This is a genomic window from Citrobacter portucalensis (genome assembly GCF_023374935.1).
GTDB lineage: Bacteria > Pseudomonadota > Gammaproteobacteria > Enterobacterales > Enterobacteriaceae > Citrobacter > Citrobacter portucalensis.
The window spans coordinates 4580258-4595747 of record NZ_CP092466.1 but is presented as its reverse complement, the minus strand read 5'-3'; the positions used below and the strand labels follow the sequence as shown (position 1 = coordinate 4595747).

12 protein-coding genes and 3 tRNA genes are annotated in these 15490 nt (G+C 52.7%); 7 read left to right on the top strand and 8 right to left on the bottom strand.

Annotation, left to right across the window (positions count from 1 at the left end; all coding sequences use genetic code 11):
- Positions 1–14 precede the first annotated feature (14 nt).
- Positions 15–1160: a class C beta-lactamase CMY-77 gene (locus LY264_RS22235; RefSeq protein ID WP_063859867.1), complete on the bottom strand. Its 1146-nt coding sequence runs from the start codon at positions 1158–1160 to the stop codon at positions 15–17.
- Between the two features lie 131 nt (positions 1161–1291).
- On the opposite strand from LY264_RS22235, the gene ampR reads away from it, so the two are divergent.
- The gene (ampR, locus tag LY264_RS22230; protein WP_048227210.1) at positions 1292–2167 is read left to right on the top strand and encodes a LysR family transcriptional regulator AmpR; all 876 of its coding nucleotides are present in this window, start codon (positions 1292–1294) and stop codon (positions 2165–2167) included.
- A gap of 41 nt (positions 2168–2208) precedes the next feature.
- On the opposite strand, the gene frdD is transcribed toward ampR, so the two are convergent.
- Genes frdD through frdA form a run of 4 tightly spaced genes read right to left on the bottom strand, consistent with a single transcriptional unit; the run spans position 2209 to position 5499 of the window.
- Complete coding sequence (gene frdD, locus LY264_RS22225; protein WP_003025535.1) at positions 2209–2565, bottom strand: fumarate reductase subunit FrdD; 357 nt, start codon at positions 2563–2565, stop codon at positions 2209–2211.
- Between the two features lie 10 nt (positions 2566–2575).
- Entirely contained in the window at positions 2576–2971 is a 396-nt protein-coding gene (gene frdC, locus LY264_RS22220; protein WP_003025537.1) for a fumarate reductase subunit FrdC, read from the bottom strand.
- Between the two features lie 10 nt (positions 2972–2981).
- Positions 2982–3716 (bottom strand): fumarate reductase iron-sulfur protein, encoded by a 735-nt coding sequence (frdB, locus tag LY264_RS22215; RefSeq protein ID WP_003025540.1) that lies wholly within the window; start codon positions 3714–3716, stop codon positions 2982–2984.
- Positions 3709–5499, bottom strand: a complete 1791-nt coding sequence (gene frdA, locus LY264_RS22210) for a fumarate reductase (quinol) flavoprotein subunit (protein WP_003830519.1) — start codon at positions 5497–5499, stop codon at positions 3709–3711. Before frdA ends, frdB begins: the two co-directional genes overlap by 8 nt.
- 324 nt (positions 5500–5823) lie before the next feature.
- Between frdA and epmA the strand changes: the two genes are divergently transcribed.
- A complete protein-coding gene (gene epmA, locus LY264_RS22205) occupies positions 5824–6801 on the top strand; it encodes an elongation factor P--(R)-beta-lysine ligase (RefSeq protein ID WP_048215093.1) in 978 nt (325 codons plus the stop codon).
- 214 nt (positions 6802–7015) lie between these two features.
- Positions 7016–8518, top strand: coding sequence for a glutamate/gamma-aminobutyrate family transporter YjeM (gene yjeM / locus LY264_RS22200; protein ID WP_008785995.1), 1503 nt, complete (start codon positions 7016–7018; stop codon positions 8516–8518).
- A gap of 181 nt (positions 8519–8699) precedes the next feature.
- Here yjeM and mscM read toward each other — a convergent pair whose 3' ends face one another.
- The 3 genes from mscM to rsgA all read right to left on the bottom strand — a co-directional run bounded on the left by mscM (position 8700) and on the right by rsgA (position 14145).
- Positions 8700–12014 (bottom strand): miniconductance mechanosensitive channel MscM, encoded by a 3315-nt coding sequence (mscM, locus tag LY264_RS22195; RefSeq protein ID WP_008785996.1) that lies wholly within the window; start codon positions 12012–12014, stop codon positions 8700–8702.
- A 17-nt stretch (positions 12015–12031) separates the two neighbouring features.
- Positions 12032–13000 carry an archaetidylserine decarboxylase gene (gene asd / locus LY264_RS22190; RefSeq protein ID WP_008785997.1) on the bottom strand — a complete coding sequence of 323 codons (969 nt, stop codon included), beginning with the start codon at positions 12998–13000 and terminating at the stop codon, positions 12032–12034.
- 92 nt (positions 13001–13092) lie between these two features.
- A complete protein-coding gene (rsgA, locus tag LY264_RS22185; protein WP_170974257.1) occupies positions 13093–14145 on the bottom strand; it encodes a small ribosomal subunit biogenesis GTPase RsgA in 1053 nt (350 codons plus the stop codon).
- 105 nt (positions 14146–14250) lie between these two features.
- Between rsgA and orn the strand changes: the two genes are divergently transcribed.
- From orn to LY264_RS22165, 4 genes are all read left to right on the top strand, one after another.
- Positions 14251–14796, top strand: coding sequence for an oligoribonuclease (gene orn / locus LY264_RS22180; protein ID WP_020996267.1), 546 nt, complete (start codon positions 14251–14253; stop codon positions 14794–14796).
- Between the two features lie 196 nt (positions 14797–14992).
- A tRNA-Gly gene (locus tag LY264_RS22175) sits at positions 14993–15068 on the top strand.
- A gap of 156 nt (positions 15069–15224) precedes the next feature.
- A tRNA-Gly gene (locus tag LY264_RS22170) sits at positions 15225–15300 on the top strand.
- A 37-nt stretch (positions 15301–15337) separates the two neighbouring features.
- A tRNA-Gly gene (locus LY264_RS22165) sits at positions 15338–15413 on the top strand.
- The last annotated feature ends 77 nt before the right edge of the window (positions 15414–15490 follow it).

Below are 15490 nucleotides of genomic sequence, written 5' to 3'. Positions count from 1 at the left end.
GGCCTCATCGTTAGTTATTGCAGCTTTTCAAGAATGCGCCAGGCCGCCTCGACACGGACAGGGTTAGGATAGCTTTTGTTTGCCAGCATCACGATGCCAAGGTTTTTTTCTGGAACGAAGGCTACGTAGCTGCCAAATCCTCCAGTGGATCCCGTTTTATGCACCCATGAGGCTTTCACTGCGGGGGCAGGCGGGTTTACCTCAACGGCGGGAAGCGCTGCCAATGCCACTTTGCTGTCGCTACCGTTGATGATTGAATCAGCTTTCAGCGGCCAGTTCAGCATCTCCCAGCCTAATCCCTGGTACATATCACCAATACGCCAGTAGCGAGACTGCGCAAGCGCAATGCCCTGCTGGAGCGTTTTCTCCTGAACGCGGCTGGCGTCCATGTTGACCTGAACCCAGCGGGCCATATCAATAACACTGGATTTCACGCCATAGGCTTCGGCATCAAGTTGTCCCGGAGAAACGTGTACAGCCTTCCCTTCGCGATAGCCCCAGGCATAATCTTTTTGTTCGTTCTGCGGAACTGTAATCCAGGTATGCGCCAGTTTTAATGGTTGCAGGACGCGTCTGGTCATTGCCTCTTCGTAACTCATTCCTGAGGGTTTCACCGCCAGCGCGCCAAACAGACCAATGCTGGAGTTAGCGTAAAGACGCTTAGCGCCCGGGGCCCATTGCGGCTGCCAGTTTTGATAAAAACGCAGTAATGCGGCTTTATCCGTAACGTCATCGGGGATCTGCAGCGGCAGGCCGCCTGCCGTGTAGGTGGCTAAGTGCAGCAGGCTGATACCCTGCCACTGTTTGCCTGTCAGTTCTGGCCAGTATTTCGTGACCGGATCGCTGAGCTTAATTTCGCCGCGGGCGATAGCATCGCCGCCCAACACGCCGTTAAACGTCTTACTGACCGACCCTAGCTCAAACAGAGTTTGCTGCGTGACTGGGTGGTTATTGGTGATATCGGCTTTACCCCAGGTGAAATAATAGGGTTTTCCCTGGTAGATAACGGCAACAGCCATACCCGGAATAGCCTGCTCCTGCATCAACGGGGTGATGGTGCGATTAACGATATCGGCAATCTGTTGTTCTGTTTTGGCGGCGGCAAACGTGGATAAAGGGGCTGTCAGCAGCAGAGCGCAGCATAACGATTTTTTCATCATGAAATCAGTTCCGTAATTAAAAGCAAAAGGGTGTCCGGGCCCGTCAGACGCAATCAGTGTGTTTGATTTGCACCGTGTTGACAAACGGTTAAATTTAGCAGCAGATATAAGTTTTTCTAACAGGCCGAATGATGACGCGTAGCTATATCCCTCTTAACTCGCTGCGGGCTTTTGAAGCCGCGGCCAGACATCTCAGTTTTACCCGCGCCGCGATTGAGCTCAACGTGACGCATTCTGCCATCAGTCAGCATGTAAAAGCGCTGGAGCAGCAGCTAAATTGTCAGCTTTTTGTGCGCGGTTCTCGTGGATTAATGTTGACGACTGAAGGGGAAAGTCTGTTACCTGTACTTAATGACTCTTTCGATCGTATGGCGGGGATGCTGGATCGTTTTGCCACCAAACAGACCCAGGAAAAACTTAAAATTGGCGTGGTGGGGACCTTTGCGGTTGGGTGTCTGTTTCCTCTACTGGGCGATTTTAAGCGCAGTTACCCGCATATTGATTTGCATATTTCTACCCATAATAACCGCGTGGATCCCGCTGCCGAAGGGCTGGATTATACCATTCGCTACGGAGGGGGAGCCTGGCACGATACCGACGCGCAATATTTATGTAGCGCGTTGATGTCTCCACTGTGTTCGCCAACATTGGCTTCGCAGATTCAAACGCCTGCGGACATCCTGAAATTTCCGTTATTACGATCGTATCGGCGGGATGAATGGACGCTTTGGATGCAGGCCGCCGGAGAGGTGCCCCCGTCACCGACGCACAACGTGGTGGTGTTTGATTCGTCCGTCACCATGCTGGAAGCCGCGCAGGCGGGGATCGGAGTGGCAATTGCACCAGTCAGAATGTTCACGCATTTACTCAGTAGGGAACGAATCGTTCAACCGTTTTTAACGCAGATTGATTTGGGAAGTTACTGGATAACGCGTTTGCAATCGCGTCCGGAGACACCCGCGATGCGTGAATTTTCCCGTTGGTTGACAGGAATGCTGCACAAATAAAAAGGCCCGCCAATGGCGGGCCTGATAATTAACGCATGTACTTAGATGGTCAGAATACCAATAGCCGTTACAACGGTCAGGATTGCTGCCAGTCCGTAGAAGACCCATTTGCCAGCAGGCACGTGGATTTTCAGGTCATGCATCGCGTGGTGCATACGGTGTAAACCACACCACAGCGGCAGAACGATCATCAGGAACAGAAACGCACGTCCGATGAAGCTCTGAGCGAATGCCAGTACGCGTTCATAGCTGAAAGCATCAGGAACAAAGCCCAGCGGCAGCATAATGCCTACCAGCAGGATCATTACTGGCGCAATGATTGCGCTCCACATACCGCCTGCACCAAACAGGCCCCAGAATACGGGTTCGTCAGAGCGTTTTGGATTTGGATTAATCATTCCGGACTCCTTACCAGAACAGGGCAACAAACAGTATGACTACTGTCGCAACCACAGTAACTGCCCAGAGACCTTTGATGATCGGCTCTGGCCCCATTTTTTCGTCTTTAACGATGATGTTGGCTGCTTTTGGCGCCAGCTCAAACCAGGTTTTGGTATGCAGCAGTGCTGCTGCCAGGGCGATAATGTTAAGGATTACCACCACCGGGTTTTGCAAAAAGGCGACAAAGCCCATCCAGGACTCTGCACCATGCTTGAGTGCAAACAGGCCGATAATCAGTTCAATGCTGAACCAGACTGCCGGAACTGCCGTGCCTTCACGCAGCATGTAAAAACGATAAAATGGCAGCTTTTTCCACCAGGTGGACGTCATTGGCCGCACATAGGCTTTACGTTTAGTCGTCATCGTGCACTCCTTAGCGTGGTTTCAGGGTAGCGATAAGAAAGTCTTTTGAACTTTCAACTTTACCCTGCTGAATGGCCGCAGCCGGATCGACGTGTTTCGGGCAGACTTCGGAGCAGTAGCCCACGAAAGTACAGGTCCAGACGCCGTTCGGGCTGTTCAACTGAGCCATACGCTCCTTCTTACCGTGGTCGCGGCTATCTTCGTTGTAACGATGCGCCAGCGTAATCGCAGCCGGTCCAATGAACTCAGGGTTCAGGCCGAACTGCGGACACGCGGCATAGCACAGACCACAGTTGATGCAACCGGAGAACTGATGATACTTCGCCATCTGCGCCGGAGTCTGGGTGTTTGGACCCTGATCCGGTGTACGCGGGTTACCGATAATGTACGGTTTGATTGCTTCCAGGCTTTCGATAAAGTGCGTCATGTCGACGACCAGATCGCGCTCAATCGGGAAGTTGCCCAGCGCTTCAACCTTCATGCCGTTGGTGTAATCACGCAGGAAGGTTTTGCATGCCAGTTTCGGTACATTGTTGACCATCATGCCGCAGGAGCCGCAGATCGCCATACGGCAGGACCAGCGGTAGCTCAGGTCCGGTGCCAGGTTATCCTTGATGTAGCCCAGCGCATCCAGCAGTGACGTGGTTTCATCATAAGGAACTTCGTAGAAAGCACTGTGCGGCGCGGTATCGGTTTCCGGGTTATAGCGCACCACCTCAACTTTCAGGTTTTTCATCTCAGCCATTCGCCTTCTCCTTCTTATCGGCTGCTTCCGCTTCGCCACCGTAAACACGTTTAGCTGGTGGCAGAGTGGTGATTTTCACGTCGCTGTATTCCAGGCGAGTCGTGCCGTCAGCATCGCGGAAGGCGAGGGTGTGTTTGAGGAAGTTCACATCGTCACGCTCGGTGCAGCCTTCATCCAGACGCTGGTGCGCGCCGCGGGATTCTTTACGCGCCAGAGCAGAGTGCGCCATACATTCAGCAACGTTCAGACCGTGACCCAGTTCGATGGTATACAGCAGGTCGGTGTTGAAGACGCTGGAGGTATCAGTGATACGTACGCGCTTGAAGCGTTCCTGCAGTTCCGCCAGCTTATCAACGGTTTTCTGCATGAGTTCCGGCGTACGGTAGATACCGCAACCTTCTTCCATGGACAGGCCCATTTCGTCACGGATCTTAGACCAGTTTTCGTTACCTTCCTGATTAACCAGATCTTTCAGACGTTTTTCAACGCCAGCAACCTGTGCATCAAGAGCGGCACTGTTTGCAGCGCCAGCCGTTGCAGCGCGTTCTGCTGCCTGCTCACCGGCCATACGACCGAAGACCACCAGTTCTGCCAGGGAGTTAGAGCCCAGACGGTTAGCGCCATGCAGACCAACAGAGGAACATTCGCCGACAGCGAACAGACCTTTAATGCGGGTTTCACAGTGCTGATCGGTTTCGATACCGCCCATGGTGTAGTGCGCGGTCGGACGTACCGGGATCGGTTCTTTAACTGGATCGACACCCACGTAAGCTTTCGCCAGTTCGCAGATGAACGGTAAACGTTCGAGCAGTTTTTTCTCGCCGAGGTGACGCAGGTCGAGGTGAACCACATCGCCACGCGGAGTGGAAATGGTGTTGCCTTTGCGCCATTCGTGCCAGAACGCCTGAGAAACTTTGTCGCGCGGACCGAGTTCCATGTATTTGTTTTTTGGCTCGCCCAGCGGGGTTTCCGGACCCATGCCGTAGTCTTGCAGATAACGGTAGCCGTTTTTGTTGACCAGAATACCGCCTTCACCACGGCAGCCTTCAGTCATCAGGATACCGGAGCCTGGCAGACCTGTTGGGTGATACTGAACGAATTCCATATCACGCAGCGGAACGCCGTGGCTCAGCGCCATGCCCATACCGTCGCCGGTTACGATGCCGCCGTTGGTGTTGTAACGGTAAACACGACCTGCGCCGCCCGTTGCCATAACAACAGCGTTAGCACGGATTTGCACCAGCGTGCCTTCCATCATGTTCATGGCAACCAGGCCGCGAGCATGACCGTCGTCAACCAGGATATCCAGAACGAAGTGTTCGTCAAAGCGCTGAATCTGCGGGAACTGCAAAGATGTTTGGAACAGCGTATGCAGCATGTGGAAGCCGGTCTTATCCGCGGCAAACCAGGTACGCTCGATTTTCATGCCGCCGAAGCGACGTACGTTGACGCTACCGTCTTCACGACGGCTCCATGGGCAGCCCCATTGTTCCAGTTGCGTCATTTCAGTTGGGCAGTGGTGGACAAAGTAATCCACGACATCCTGCTCACACAGCCAGTCTCCGCCTGCTACCGTATCGTGAAAATGGTAGTCAAAGCTGTCATGATCCTGCGCGACAGCAGCAGAGCCGCCTTCGGCAGCAACGGTATGGCTGCGCATTGGGTACACTTTTGAGATCAGTGCGATTTTAGCGTTGGGATTTGCTTGTGCGGCAGCAATTGCAGCACGTAATCCCGCGCCACCGGCGCCTATAATGGCAAGATCGGCTTGAAAGGTTTGCACGACATTCCTCCAGATTGTTGTTATTTCATCCCTGCCTGAAATCAGATGCTTCATCGGCTTCAAACAGGTTATGAACGCGTTTCCACTGCTCCTTTATAGGTACAATAGTATAGTCTTAGGGATGTGCGGGAAATTTGACGTGTTCGATTTTTTTAGCGTGTCATAGGGGGGAATTATCATTGAATTTGATTAATTTAATTACTAAACCACCCTAAGTCGCTTTTTTTATCCAATTGCCAGTGATGATTAGTGCTGCCTGAAATTTGTCTCGTTAGCGCGATACGAGTAGACTTCGTGCCCTTGTCATAAATCGGAGAAACAACCATGAGCGAAACGGCAACCTGGCAGCCGAGCGCGTCCATCCCCAATCTGTTAAAACGTGCAGCAATTATAGCGGAGATTCGCCGCTTTTTTGCCGATCGTGGCGTGCTTGAGGTTGAGACCCCTTGTATGAGTCAGGCAACGGTAACGGACATCCACCTGTTCCCGTTCGAAACGCGTTTCGTTGGCCCTGGACACTCCCAGGGAATGAATCTCTATTTAATGACCAGCCCTGAATACCATATGAAGCGCCTGCTGGTGGCAGGATGCGGCCCGGTGTATCAACTGTGCCGCAGCTTCCGTAATGAAGAGATGGGGCGCCATCATAACCCTGAATTCACCATGCTTGAGTGGTATCGTCCGCACTACGATATGTATCGCCTGATGAATGAAGTGGATGATTTGCTCCAGCAGGTGCTGGACTGCTCACCTGCGGAAAGCCTTTCTTACCAGCAGGCCTTCCAGCGCCATCTGGAGATTGACCCGCTGTCTGCGGATAAAACCCAACTGCGGGAAGTGGCGGCGAAATTGGATCTCAGCAATATCGCTGATACCGAAGAAGACCGGGATACCTTACTGCAACTGCTGTTTACGATGGGTGTTGAACCGCATATTGGTAAAGACAAGCCGACGTTTGTGTATCATTTCCCGGCCAGCCAGGCATCACTGGCGCAAATCAGTACCGAAGATCACCGCGTGGCTGAACGTTTCGAGGTTTATTTCAAAGGTATTGAGCTGGCGAATGGTTTCCATGAATTAACCGACGCGCGCGAACAGCAGCAGCGGTTTGAACAGGATAACCGCAAACGTGCCGCACGAGGCTTACCACAGCAACCTATCGATACCAACCTGCTGGAAGCGCTGAAAGTCGGCATGCCGGATTGCTCAGGCGTGGCGCTGGGCGTTGACCGTCTGGTGATGCTGGCGCTGGGCGCAGAGAGCCTGGCCGAGGTAATCGCATTTACCGTCGATCGCGCATAACTTACTCTTCTGCAATACAAAGTGGTGGCTTAATCGCCACTTTGTAGCATATTTTTTCATTTCCCTTCTAATAGCCACAATTTACACCTGGATATTTGATATCGTTTAGGTATCAATTCTGTGTTGATTTTTTTATCGCTGAACTCTGCAAAGAGAGCAGTGCCAACCGGTGAGCGGCGTTTGTTAAACGCTTGCCAGAGTAAGGGATGGTTTAATGACCCAAACAATAAAAAAGATGAGCCTGATAGGTCTCATTCTCATGATATTTACGTCAGTTTTCGGTTTTGCTAATAGCCCCTCCGCGTTCTATTTAATGGGGTATAGTGCAATACCGTGGTATATATTTTCTGCATTATTATTCTTTATTCCATTTGCTTTAATGATGGCGGAAATGGGTTCTGCCTATCGGAAAGAAGAGGGGGGAATCTATTCGTGGATGAATAATAGCGTTGGACCACGCTATGCGTTTATCGGCACGTTTATGTGGTTTTCTTCTTATGTGATATGGATGGTTAGTACTGCGGCGAAAGTCTGGGTACCTTTTTCAACCTTCTTGTTTGGCGCAGACATGACGCAGCACTGGCGTATTGCAGGGCTTGAGCCTACGCAGGTTGTCGGACTGCTCGCAGTCGGTTGGATGATCCTGGTGACCTGCGTGGCATCCCGGGGTATTAATAAGATTGCGCGTATTACGGCTGTAGGTGGAATTGCCGTAATGTGTCTTAATTTAGTTCTGTTGTTAGTGAGTGTCGCTATTTTGTTATTAACTGGTGGCCACTTTGCACAGGATATTAATTTCATCTCTTCGCCTAATCCAGGATATCAGTCTGGACTGGCAATGTTGTCATTTGTTGTGTTTGCCATTTTTGCTTACGGCGGAATTGAAGCTGTAGGGGGACTGGTTGATAAAACAGAAAAACCAGAAAAGAACTTTGCTAAAGGTATTGTCTTTGCCGCTATTGTCATTTCTGTTGGTTATTCACTGGCCATCTTTTTATGGGGCGTTAGCACTAACTGGCAGCAGGTATTAAGTAATAGCTCAGTTAACCTCGGGAATATTACCTATATCCTGATGAAAAGCCTCGGAATGACGTTGGGTAACGCGCTACATCTTTCCCCTGATGCCGCAATGGTGATGGGCGTATGGTTTGCACGTATTACCGGGCTTTCCATGTTCCTTGCCTACACCGGCGCTTTTTTCACCCTCAGCTACTCACCGCTGAAAGCGATTATTCAGGGCACGCCGAAGGCGTTGTGGCCCGCGCCGATGACCAAACTGAATGCCGTAGGGATGCCGACGACGGCAATGTGGTTACAGTGCCTGCTGGTGAGCCTGTTTATCCTGTTGGTTTCATTTGGTGGCGATACGGCATCAGCGTTCTATAACAAACTGACGCTGATGGCGAACGTCTCGATGACGCTGCCGTATCTGTTCCTGGCGCTGGCGTTTCCTTTCTTTAAATCCCGTCCGGGTCTGGAAAGGCCGTTTGTTGTCTTTAAAACCCGAGCGGCGACGCTGCTGGCAACGGGAGTGGTCGTGCTGGTGGTGACGTTTGCCAACGTGTTCACCATCATCCAGCCGGTAATTGAAGCCGGGGACTGGAACAGCGCACTGTGGATGACCGGCGGTCCGATCTTCTTCTCACTGCTGGCGATGGCGATTTATCAGAACTACAGCCGTCGCACGACCAACGAGCCTGAGTGGGCGGTGGAATAAAGGCCATCTGGCGTTTATTGCCTGTTGCCGATCCGGACGCATATTAAGCCCGAAAATGTCTGTAATCGGCGATGAAATGCCCGATGGCGCAAGCTTATCGGGCCTACAGGTTAATTGCAGACCCGTAGGCCGGATAAGACCCAACGGGTCGCCATCCGGCATTTCTTGCCTGCATTGTGCGTTACAAACTCCCTGCCGGGCGACTGCCTCTTCCTGCAGAACTTAATGTTCTCCCTGTTTGCTTACCGCCGAGGCTCTCCAGACGCATCTGGAACGGAGGGAACGGCATATCAATACCGTGCTCGCGGAAGCCTGCCAGAATCAGTTGATGGATTTCATGGCGCAGCGGCATGCGATGTCCCATCTCTGCGGCATAAATACGCAGTTCGAAGATTTGAATCCCCTGCTGCAGGTCAACCAGGAAGACTTCAGGTGCCGGATTATCGATAACCAGCGAACAGCGCTGCGCGGCAGTCAGCAGGATCTGCGTAACCTCCTCGCTATTCGCCTCAGACGGTGCCGGGATGGTTAACACCACACGGGTAACGGAATCGGATAACGACCAGTTGATAAACTGTTCAGTGATAAAGGCTTTGTTGGGCACGATGATCTCTTTGCGGTCCCAGTCGCTGATAGTGGTGGCGCGGGTATTAATTTTCGTCACGCTACCGGTAAGATCGCGAATCGTCACCGTGTCGCCAATGCGGATTGGTTTTTCAAACAGGATAATCAGGCCGGAAATAAAGTTGGCGAAGATCTCCTGCAAACCAAAGCCCAGACCGACACCGAGAGCCGCCACCAGCCATTGCAGTTTGGACCATTCAATACCGATCATCGAGAAACCAACCAGACCGCCAATCAGCATCAGCAAATACTTGGTAATGGTGGTGATGGCATAACCGGTGCCGGGGGTTAAATCCAGATGTTGCAGTAGTGCCAGCTCCAGCAGTGCGGGTAGGTTGCGCACTAACTGGGTGGTGATGATGAATACCAGAATCGCGATAAGCACCGCGCCCAGCGTTATCGGTTCTAAGCTTTCCACGCCCTGAACCGTGGAGGTGACATCCCACAATGAGATGTTTTCCAGGAAGCCGAAAGCGGAGTGAATTTCTGACCACAGTACAATGACCGAGAGCAGGGCGATAAGCATCAGGATAGAACGCACCAGGCGCAGCGATTGCGCGCTGATAGCATCCAAATCCACTTCGCTTTCATCAACGTCGATCGCGCCTTCAAGGCTGGTGGAATGCGGCGGTTCTTCTTCACCCCGCGCGCGCTGTGCCAGCATTTCAGCGCGTCGATGCTTGGCGCGGTCAAACGCCAGGCGGCGACGCTGAATCAGCATCCAACGGCGGATAACGTGATACACCACCAGTAATAAGAACCAAATCGCTACAGACGTTTCCAGACGTGCCAGCAGGGCTTGTGATGTGGCGAGGTAGCCTACTGCCGCGGCGAGAATGGCAATCAGCGGCGCACCCATCAGCATATTCCACAGCATGCTGTTGACCATGTTATCGCTGTTGCCCTCTTTATCGAGGTACAGCGGTATCCCGGCGCGTTTCAGGCTCAGGGTTACGACAGCCAGCGCACCGCAAATCAGAATAAAGCACAGACGCCCCAGTGAGGCGGAGAATTCCCGGTCATTGAGGTTATCAAACATAATAACCGCCATGATCAACGGGACAATCAGCCCGATGCTCATCAGGTAATAGTGCATGGCTTTCGCGACGCGGTTCCGCGGCCAGCCAAAGTGGGCAATGAACAGACCGTTGGGACGTGCAAAGGTGGCGCAGATCATTACTGCCCATAGCATGGGCACCGTGGCGGTAACGCCATCGCCGATCGCGACAGCCAACGGATAAGGCCAGGCTTCCTGCAATCCGTAACCGAGCGTTGCCCACAGCACTGGCAACGGCGAAGCGACGAGTATTGACCAGAATACCGTGCGTATTGTCAGCCAGAAGTGATCCTGGGTGACTTTCCCGACCCGCGCGGATGAGCGTTCAAGGAAACGGGTGAAGTGCTTGCGCGAAGAGAGGCTAAAGCCAACTAACACCAACGCCGCGAACAGCGGTAGCAGCGTTTCTTTGCTGGTCAGCATCATGATGCTGGCTTTGCCCAACTGATTAAACGTATCTAATGAGATCAGACGCCGCAGATCCTGAACGATGTCGACAGGCCAGGAGAGGGAGATAGGGCTAACGTCTGACGTCCAGAACAGGTAGCGGTGCGTCGCTTCGTTGACCTCTTTTAGCGCATCTTCCAGTTGGCTGTTGGAAACTTTGAGCTTGGTCAGCTCAAGGATCAGCGTATCGCCGCCCTGTAACAATGAGTTCAGCAGCTCACGCTGGGTGCGTAGCTGGGCGTTGAGGATGCTGCTCTGTTCAGCGGTCAGCGGTTGTCCATCGGCCTGATGAATCTGACGCAGTTGCGGCTGTTTGTTGAGGAGATCCTCATAGCGCATGCGGTGTACGCGAAGCTGCGCCATTTCGGTATCCAACTGCTGAGGTTTAGGCATTTCCGGCAGACGGGATACCTGCGCTCGCAGCGCTTCTCCCAGCATATTTGAAACCCCAAGCCACTGAGACTGCTCTCGCAGCGTATTCAATGCCTGACGCACCTGCAGCGTTTGGCTGGCGGCCTGACGCTGCTGCGAAGCGACCAGATCCATACGCTGTGCTTGCTGGTTCAAGGCCTGAGAAAGCTCGCGGTTTACCTTGAACTGGTCGACAATACCCTCCGGCAGTCCCGCGCTGTTTTCCGCCAGCAGTTCAGTGCTTTCCAGCGCTCGCTCAGCTTCACGCTGACGCTGACTGTTAAGCTGGTTGCGCAAAGCCTGCAGGTAAGCGTCGAGTTGTTGACTCTGTTTTTCCGCCAGTTCGGAGCGCATACGCGCCAGTTCCTGACGGTTATTGGCGGAAAGCTGCGCCAGCTCCAGTTCATCGACCTGGGCTTTAAGTTTGGCGGATTCAGCCTGCATCGCCTGATTCTGTGCGGAATTGCCGTTGGCGGTACCAATGCGTCGCTCAAGCTCATTGAGCTGGCGGCGGGCATCGGTTTGCTGTTGAGGAAGCTGGCTTAACGAGTCGGCGATTTCCCGGGCGCGATCCTGCTCCTGTTGGGCCTGACGACTCTTTTCCAGCAGTTGGCTGCTAACCTGGAGGATCTCCTGGTTTAACGCATCGGTAGTGAGTCCGGTTGGCACATTGCGCGGTTCATCACGCAGGTTGCTAAGCTGCGCGCGTAACGTTGCGGACAGCTTGGGGAAGTTATCAATAACCTGCTGGTATTGCTGGGCGCGCTCGAGAGAGCCTTTACGCTCCTCAAGGGCATTCAGCGCGGACTGGAGCGCCTCGACGGTTTCTGGCTGAGCGGGTTTTGCCGCTTTTGCCTGCTCCAGTTCCTGGGTGAGTTGTTTGGCATCGGGGGCCGTCGCAGCGTACGCCCCCAGGCTGAGGCACCAGGCCATCAGAAAAGTGATAATCAGGCGCACAGCAGCGATTCCTATGTTTAACTTTCGTCTTTTTTGTCGTCAACCAGCGGGCTGGCATCGTGTTCTGCTTCGATCTCTTCTTTCGCCAGCGGGGCCGGTTCTGCCTCTGGCGTCACGAAAGTCTCGGTCGAGATGGCCATTGGTTGGCCGATTTTGGTCACGGACAGATCCTGCAACTGCTCAACCAGGTTAACTTTGCCAGGTGCGAACAGGTTGATGACGGTGGAACCGAGCTTAAAGCGGCCCATTTCCTGACCTTTCAGCAGCGCCACCGACCCTTCGCTTTCGCCTTCCGGCCAGGTCCAGCGCTTGATGACGCCTTCACGCGGTGGAGTAATGGTGCCAGCCCATGCGGTTTCAATACTGCCGACGATGGTCGCGCCGACCAGAATCTGCACCATCGGGCCAAATTCGGTATCAAACAGACAGATTACACGTTCGTTGCGGGCAAACAGGTTCGGTACGTTTTGCGCAGTCAGGATGTTTACAGAGAAGAGATCGCCCGGCACGTACATCATTTCACGCAGGATACCGTTACACGGCATGTGTACACGGTGGTAATCGCGTGGAGACAAGTAAGTGGTCACAAACGTACCGTTGCGGAATTTGTCCGCCATCTGATAGTTGCCAGCCAGCAGCGCTTCAAGGGTATAACTGTGCCCTTTAGCCTGCAGCAGTTTGTCTTCCTCGATGTTGCCTAACTGGTTAATCACACCGTCAGCGGGCATGACCAGTACGTTTGGATCGGTATTAATCGGACGAGCATCGTCGCGCAGCGGGCGAACAAAGAAGTCGTTGAAGGTGCGATAGCTGGCGGTGTCCGGCTTTTGCGCCTCTTTCATATCGACCTTGTAATATTTCACGAACAGATCGATAACCAGTTTGGTCAGCCATCCCGCTCGTTTGCTCGCACCCCAACCCGCCAGGCGAGTGAGCCATAGTTTCGGCAGAATGTATTGTAGCGAAAGCTTAAATGAGTTTAACAAGGTAGCCTCCAGGCCATAATTTGTTCCCGATCCGGCATACGGGCCGGATCCTGAAAAAAGGGGGACGATTCTAGCGATGCTTAGCTTAGTTGTCAGTTGTCTGTATCAGAAAAGTTTTTACGCGTTTTTACCTGCGCCATGCTTTCCAGGATGCGGTGATAATTTTCAAACCGGGTTTCGGCTATGGCCCCTTTTTCTACAGCCTCACGGATAGCGCAGCCTGGATCGGTATCATGCTTGCAGTCGCGGTATTTGCAATGGCCCAGGTAGTCATGAAATTCGACAAAGCCATGCGTGATTTGTTCCGGCTCCAGATGCCACAGTCCAAACTCACGTACACCAGGGGAGTCGATAACGTCGCCGCCGTGCGGGAAGTGATACAGGCGAGAGGCCGTGGTGGTGTGCTGTCCAAGGCCGGAGTTGTCAGAGACATCATTGGTCAGGATCTCTTCCTGCAGGCCGAGGAGGTTATTGAGCAGGCTGGATTTACCTACGCCCGATTGACCGGCAAAAATGCTGATGCGATCGGTTAATGCTTCTTCAAGCGGTTTCAGGCCGTCTTTTGTGCGGCTTGATACCATCAACACCCGATAGCCAATGTTGCGATAGATATCCATCTGTTCGTTAACGAAGGCCATGCCTTCATCATCCAGCAGATCGATCTTATTCAGCACGATAATCGGTTCAACGTGTAGCGTTTCGCAGGCTACCAGATACCGGTCGATAATATTGAGTGACAGCTCGGGTAAGATGGCTGAGACAATAACGATCTGGTCGATGTTGGCGGCAATAGGCTTTACCCCGTCGTAAAAGTCGGGGCGTGTCAGTACCGAGGTACGATCGTGTACCGCTTCAACGATACCTTTGACATTCACGCCTTCAGCTGCCGCTTTACCCGGGCGCCAGACTACGCGATCGCCAGTAACCAGCGAGCGAATTGTACGGCGGATGTTGCAGCGGTGAATTTCACCGTCAGCAGACTCTACGTCGGCATGCATGCCAAAACGGCTGATAACGATGCCTTCAGCGGTTTCGCCAAACAGGTTGTCGTCGTAGTCGGGCTTCTCCGTGGACGTTTTAAGACGACGCTGGTGATTGGCGTTCACACGGCGCTGTTGGCCTTTGGAGAGTTTATTCTTACTCAATCGGACTGGCTCCTGGTCGCCCATGATGGGCAAAACATTTATGATACACACAATTTTAGATCAATGTAGTCACACTGAATGTGACGCTGAAGGGTGGAAAATAGCATGAGTGCCAATGAAAACAACCTGATTTGGATCGATCTGGAGATGACAGGTCTGGATCCCGAGCGCGATCGCATTATTGAGATCGCCACGCTGGTGACGGATGCCAACCTGAATATTCTGGCTGAAGGACCGACAATTGCGGTGCACCAGTCCGACGAACAGCTGGCATTAATGGATGACTGGAACGTACGTACGCATACCGGTAGCGGGCTGGTGGAGCGCGTGAAGGCGAGCACCATGGGCGATCGTGAAGCTGAACTGGCCACGCTGGCTTTTTTGAAAGAGTGGGTTCCGGAAGGGAAATCACCTATCTGCGGCAACAGCATCGGGCAGGATCGTCGTTTCCTGTTTAAATACATGCCGGAGCTGGAGGCGTATTTCCATTATCGCTATCTGGACGTCAGTACGCTCAAAGAACTGGCGCGTCGTTGGAAGCCGGAAATCCTTGCGGGCTTCACCAAGCAGGGAACACATCAGGCGATGGACGACATTCGTGAATCTGTTGCTGAGCTTGCTTACTATCGCGAACATTTTATTAATCTTTGATTTTGTTCTCCGGTGGCTTGCGCCACCGGTTTTTTGACGCTAAATTGTTCAGCTTGATTGCAAATTAATCACTTGAACAAATTTTCGAAAAAAACGCTTTCAGGGGGGTTGCAGCTAAACGGATTTCTCGTATAATGCGCCTCCCGTAACGACGCAGAAATGCGAATTACGACAGCAACAAAAGCAGTACAGATTTGCGGGAATAGCTCAGTTGGTAGAGCACGACCTTGCCAAGGTCGGGGTCGCGAGTTCGAGTCTCGTTTCCCGCTCCAAAATTTGAAAATGCTTGTAAAGCACAGACCACCAATCGCAGGATTTCGAATTGCGACAAGGCGGCAACTGAATGAGTCCTTAGGAGCTTACTAAAGTAAGTGACTCAGGCGAATGAAGGCAGCCAACGCAGTAGCGGTTCGAAAGACGAAGATTAAGCGGGAATAGCTCAGTTGGTAGAGCACGACCTTGCCAAGGTCGGGGTCGCGAGTTCGAGTCTCGTTTCCCGCTCCAAAATTTGAAAGTGCTTATTAAGCACAGACACACCCAAGCGGGAATAGCTCAGTTGGTAGAGCACGACCTTGCCAAGGTCGGGGTCGCGAGTTCGAGTCTCGTTTCCCGCTCCAAATTCTTACCCCAATAAAAATATCCATAACGAATAATCGCGTTGGGGACGTTTTGTTTCGTCATTGACATACTCTTG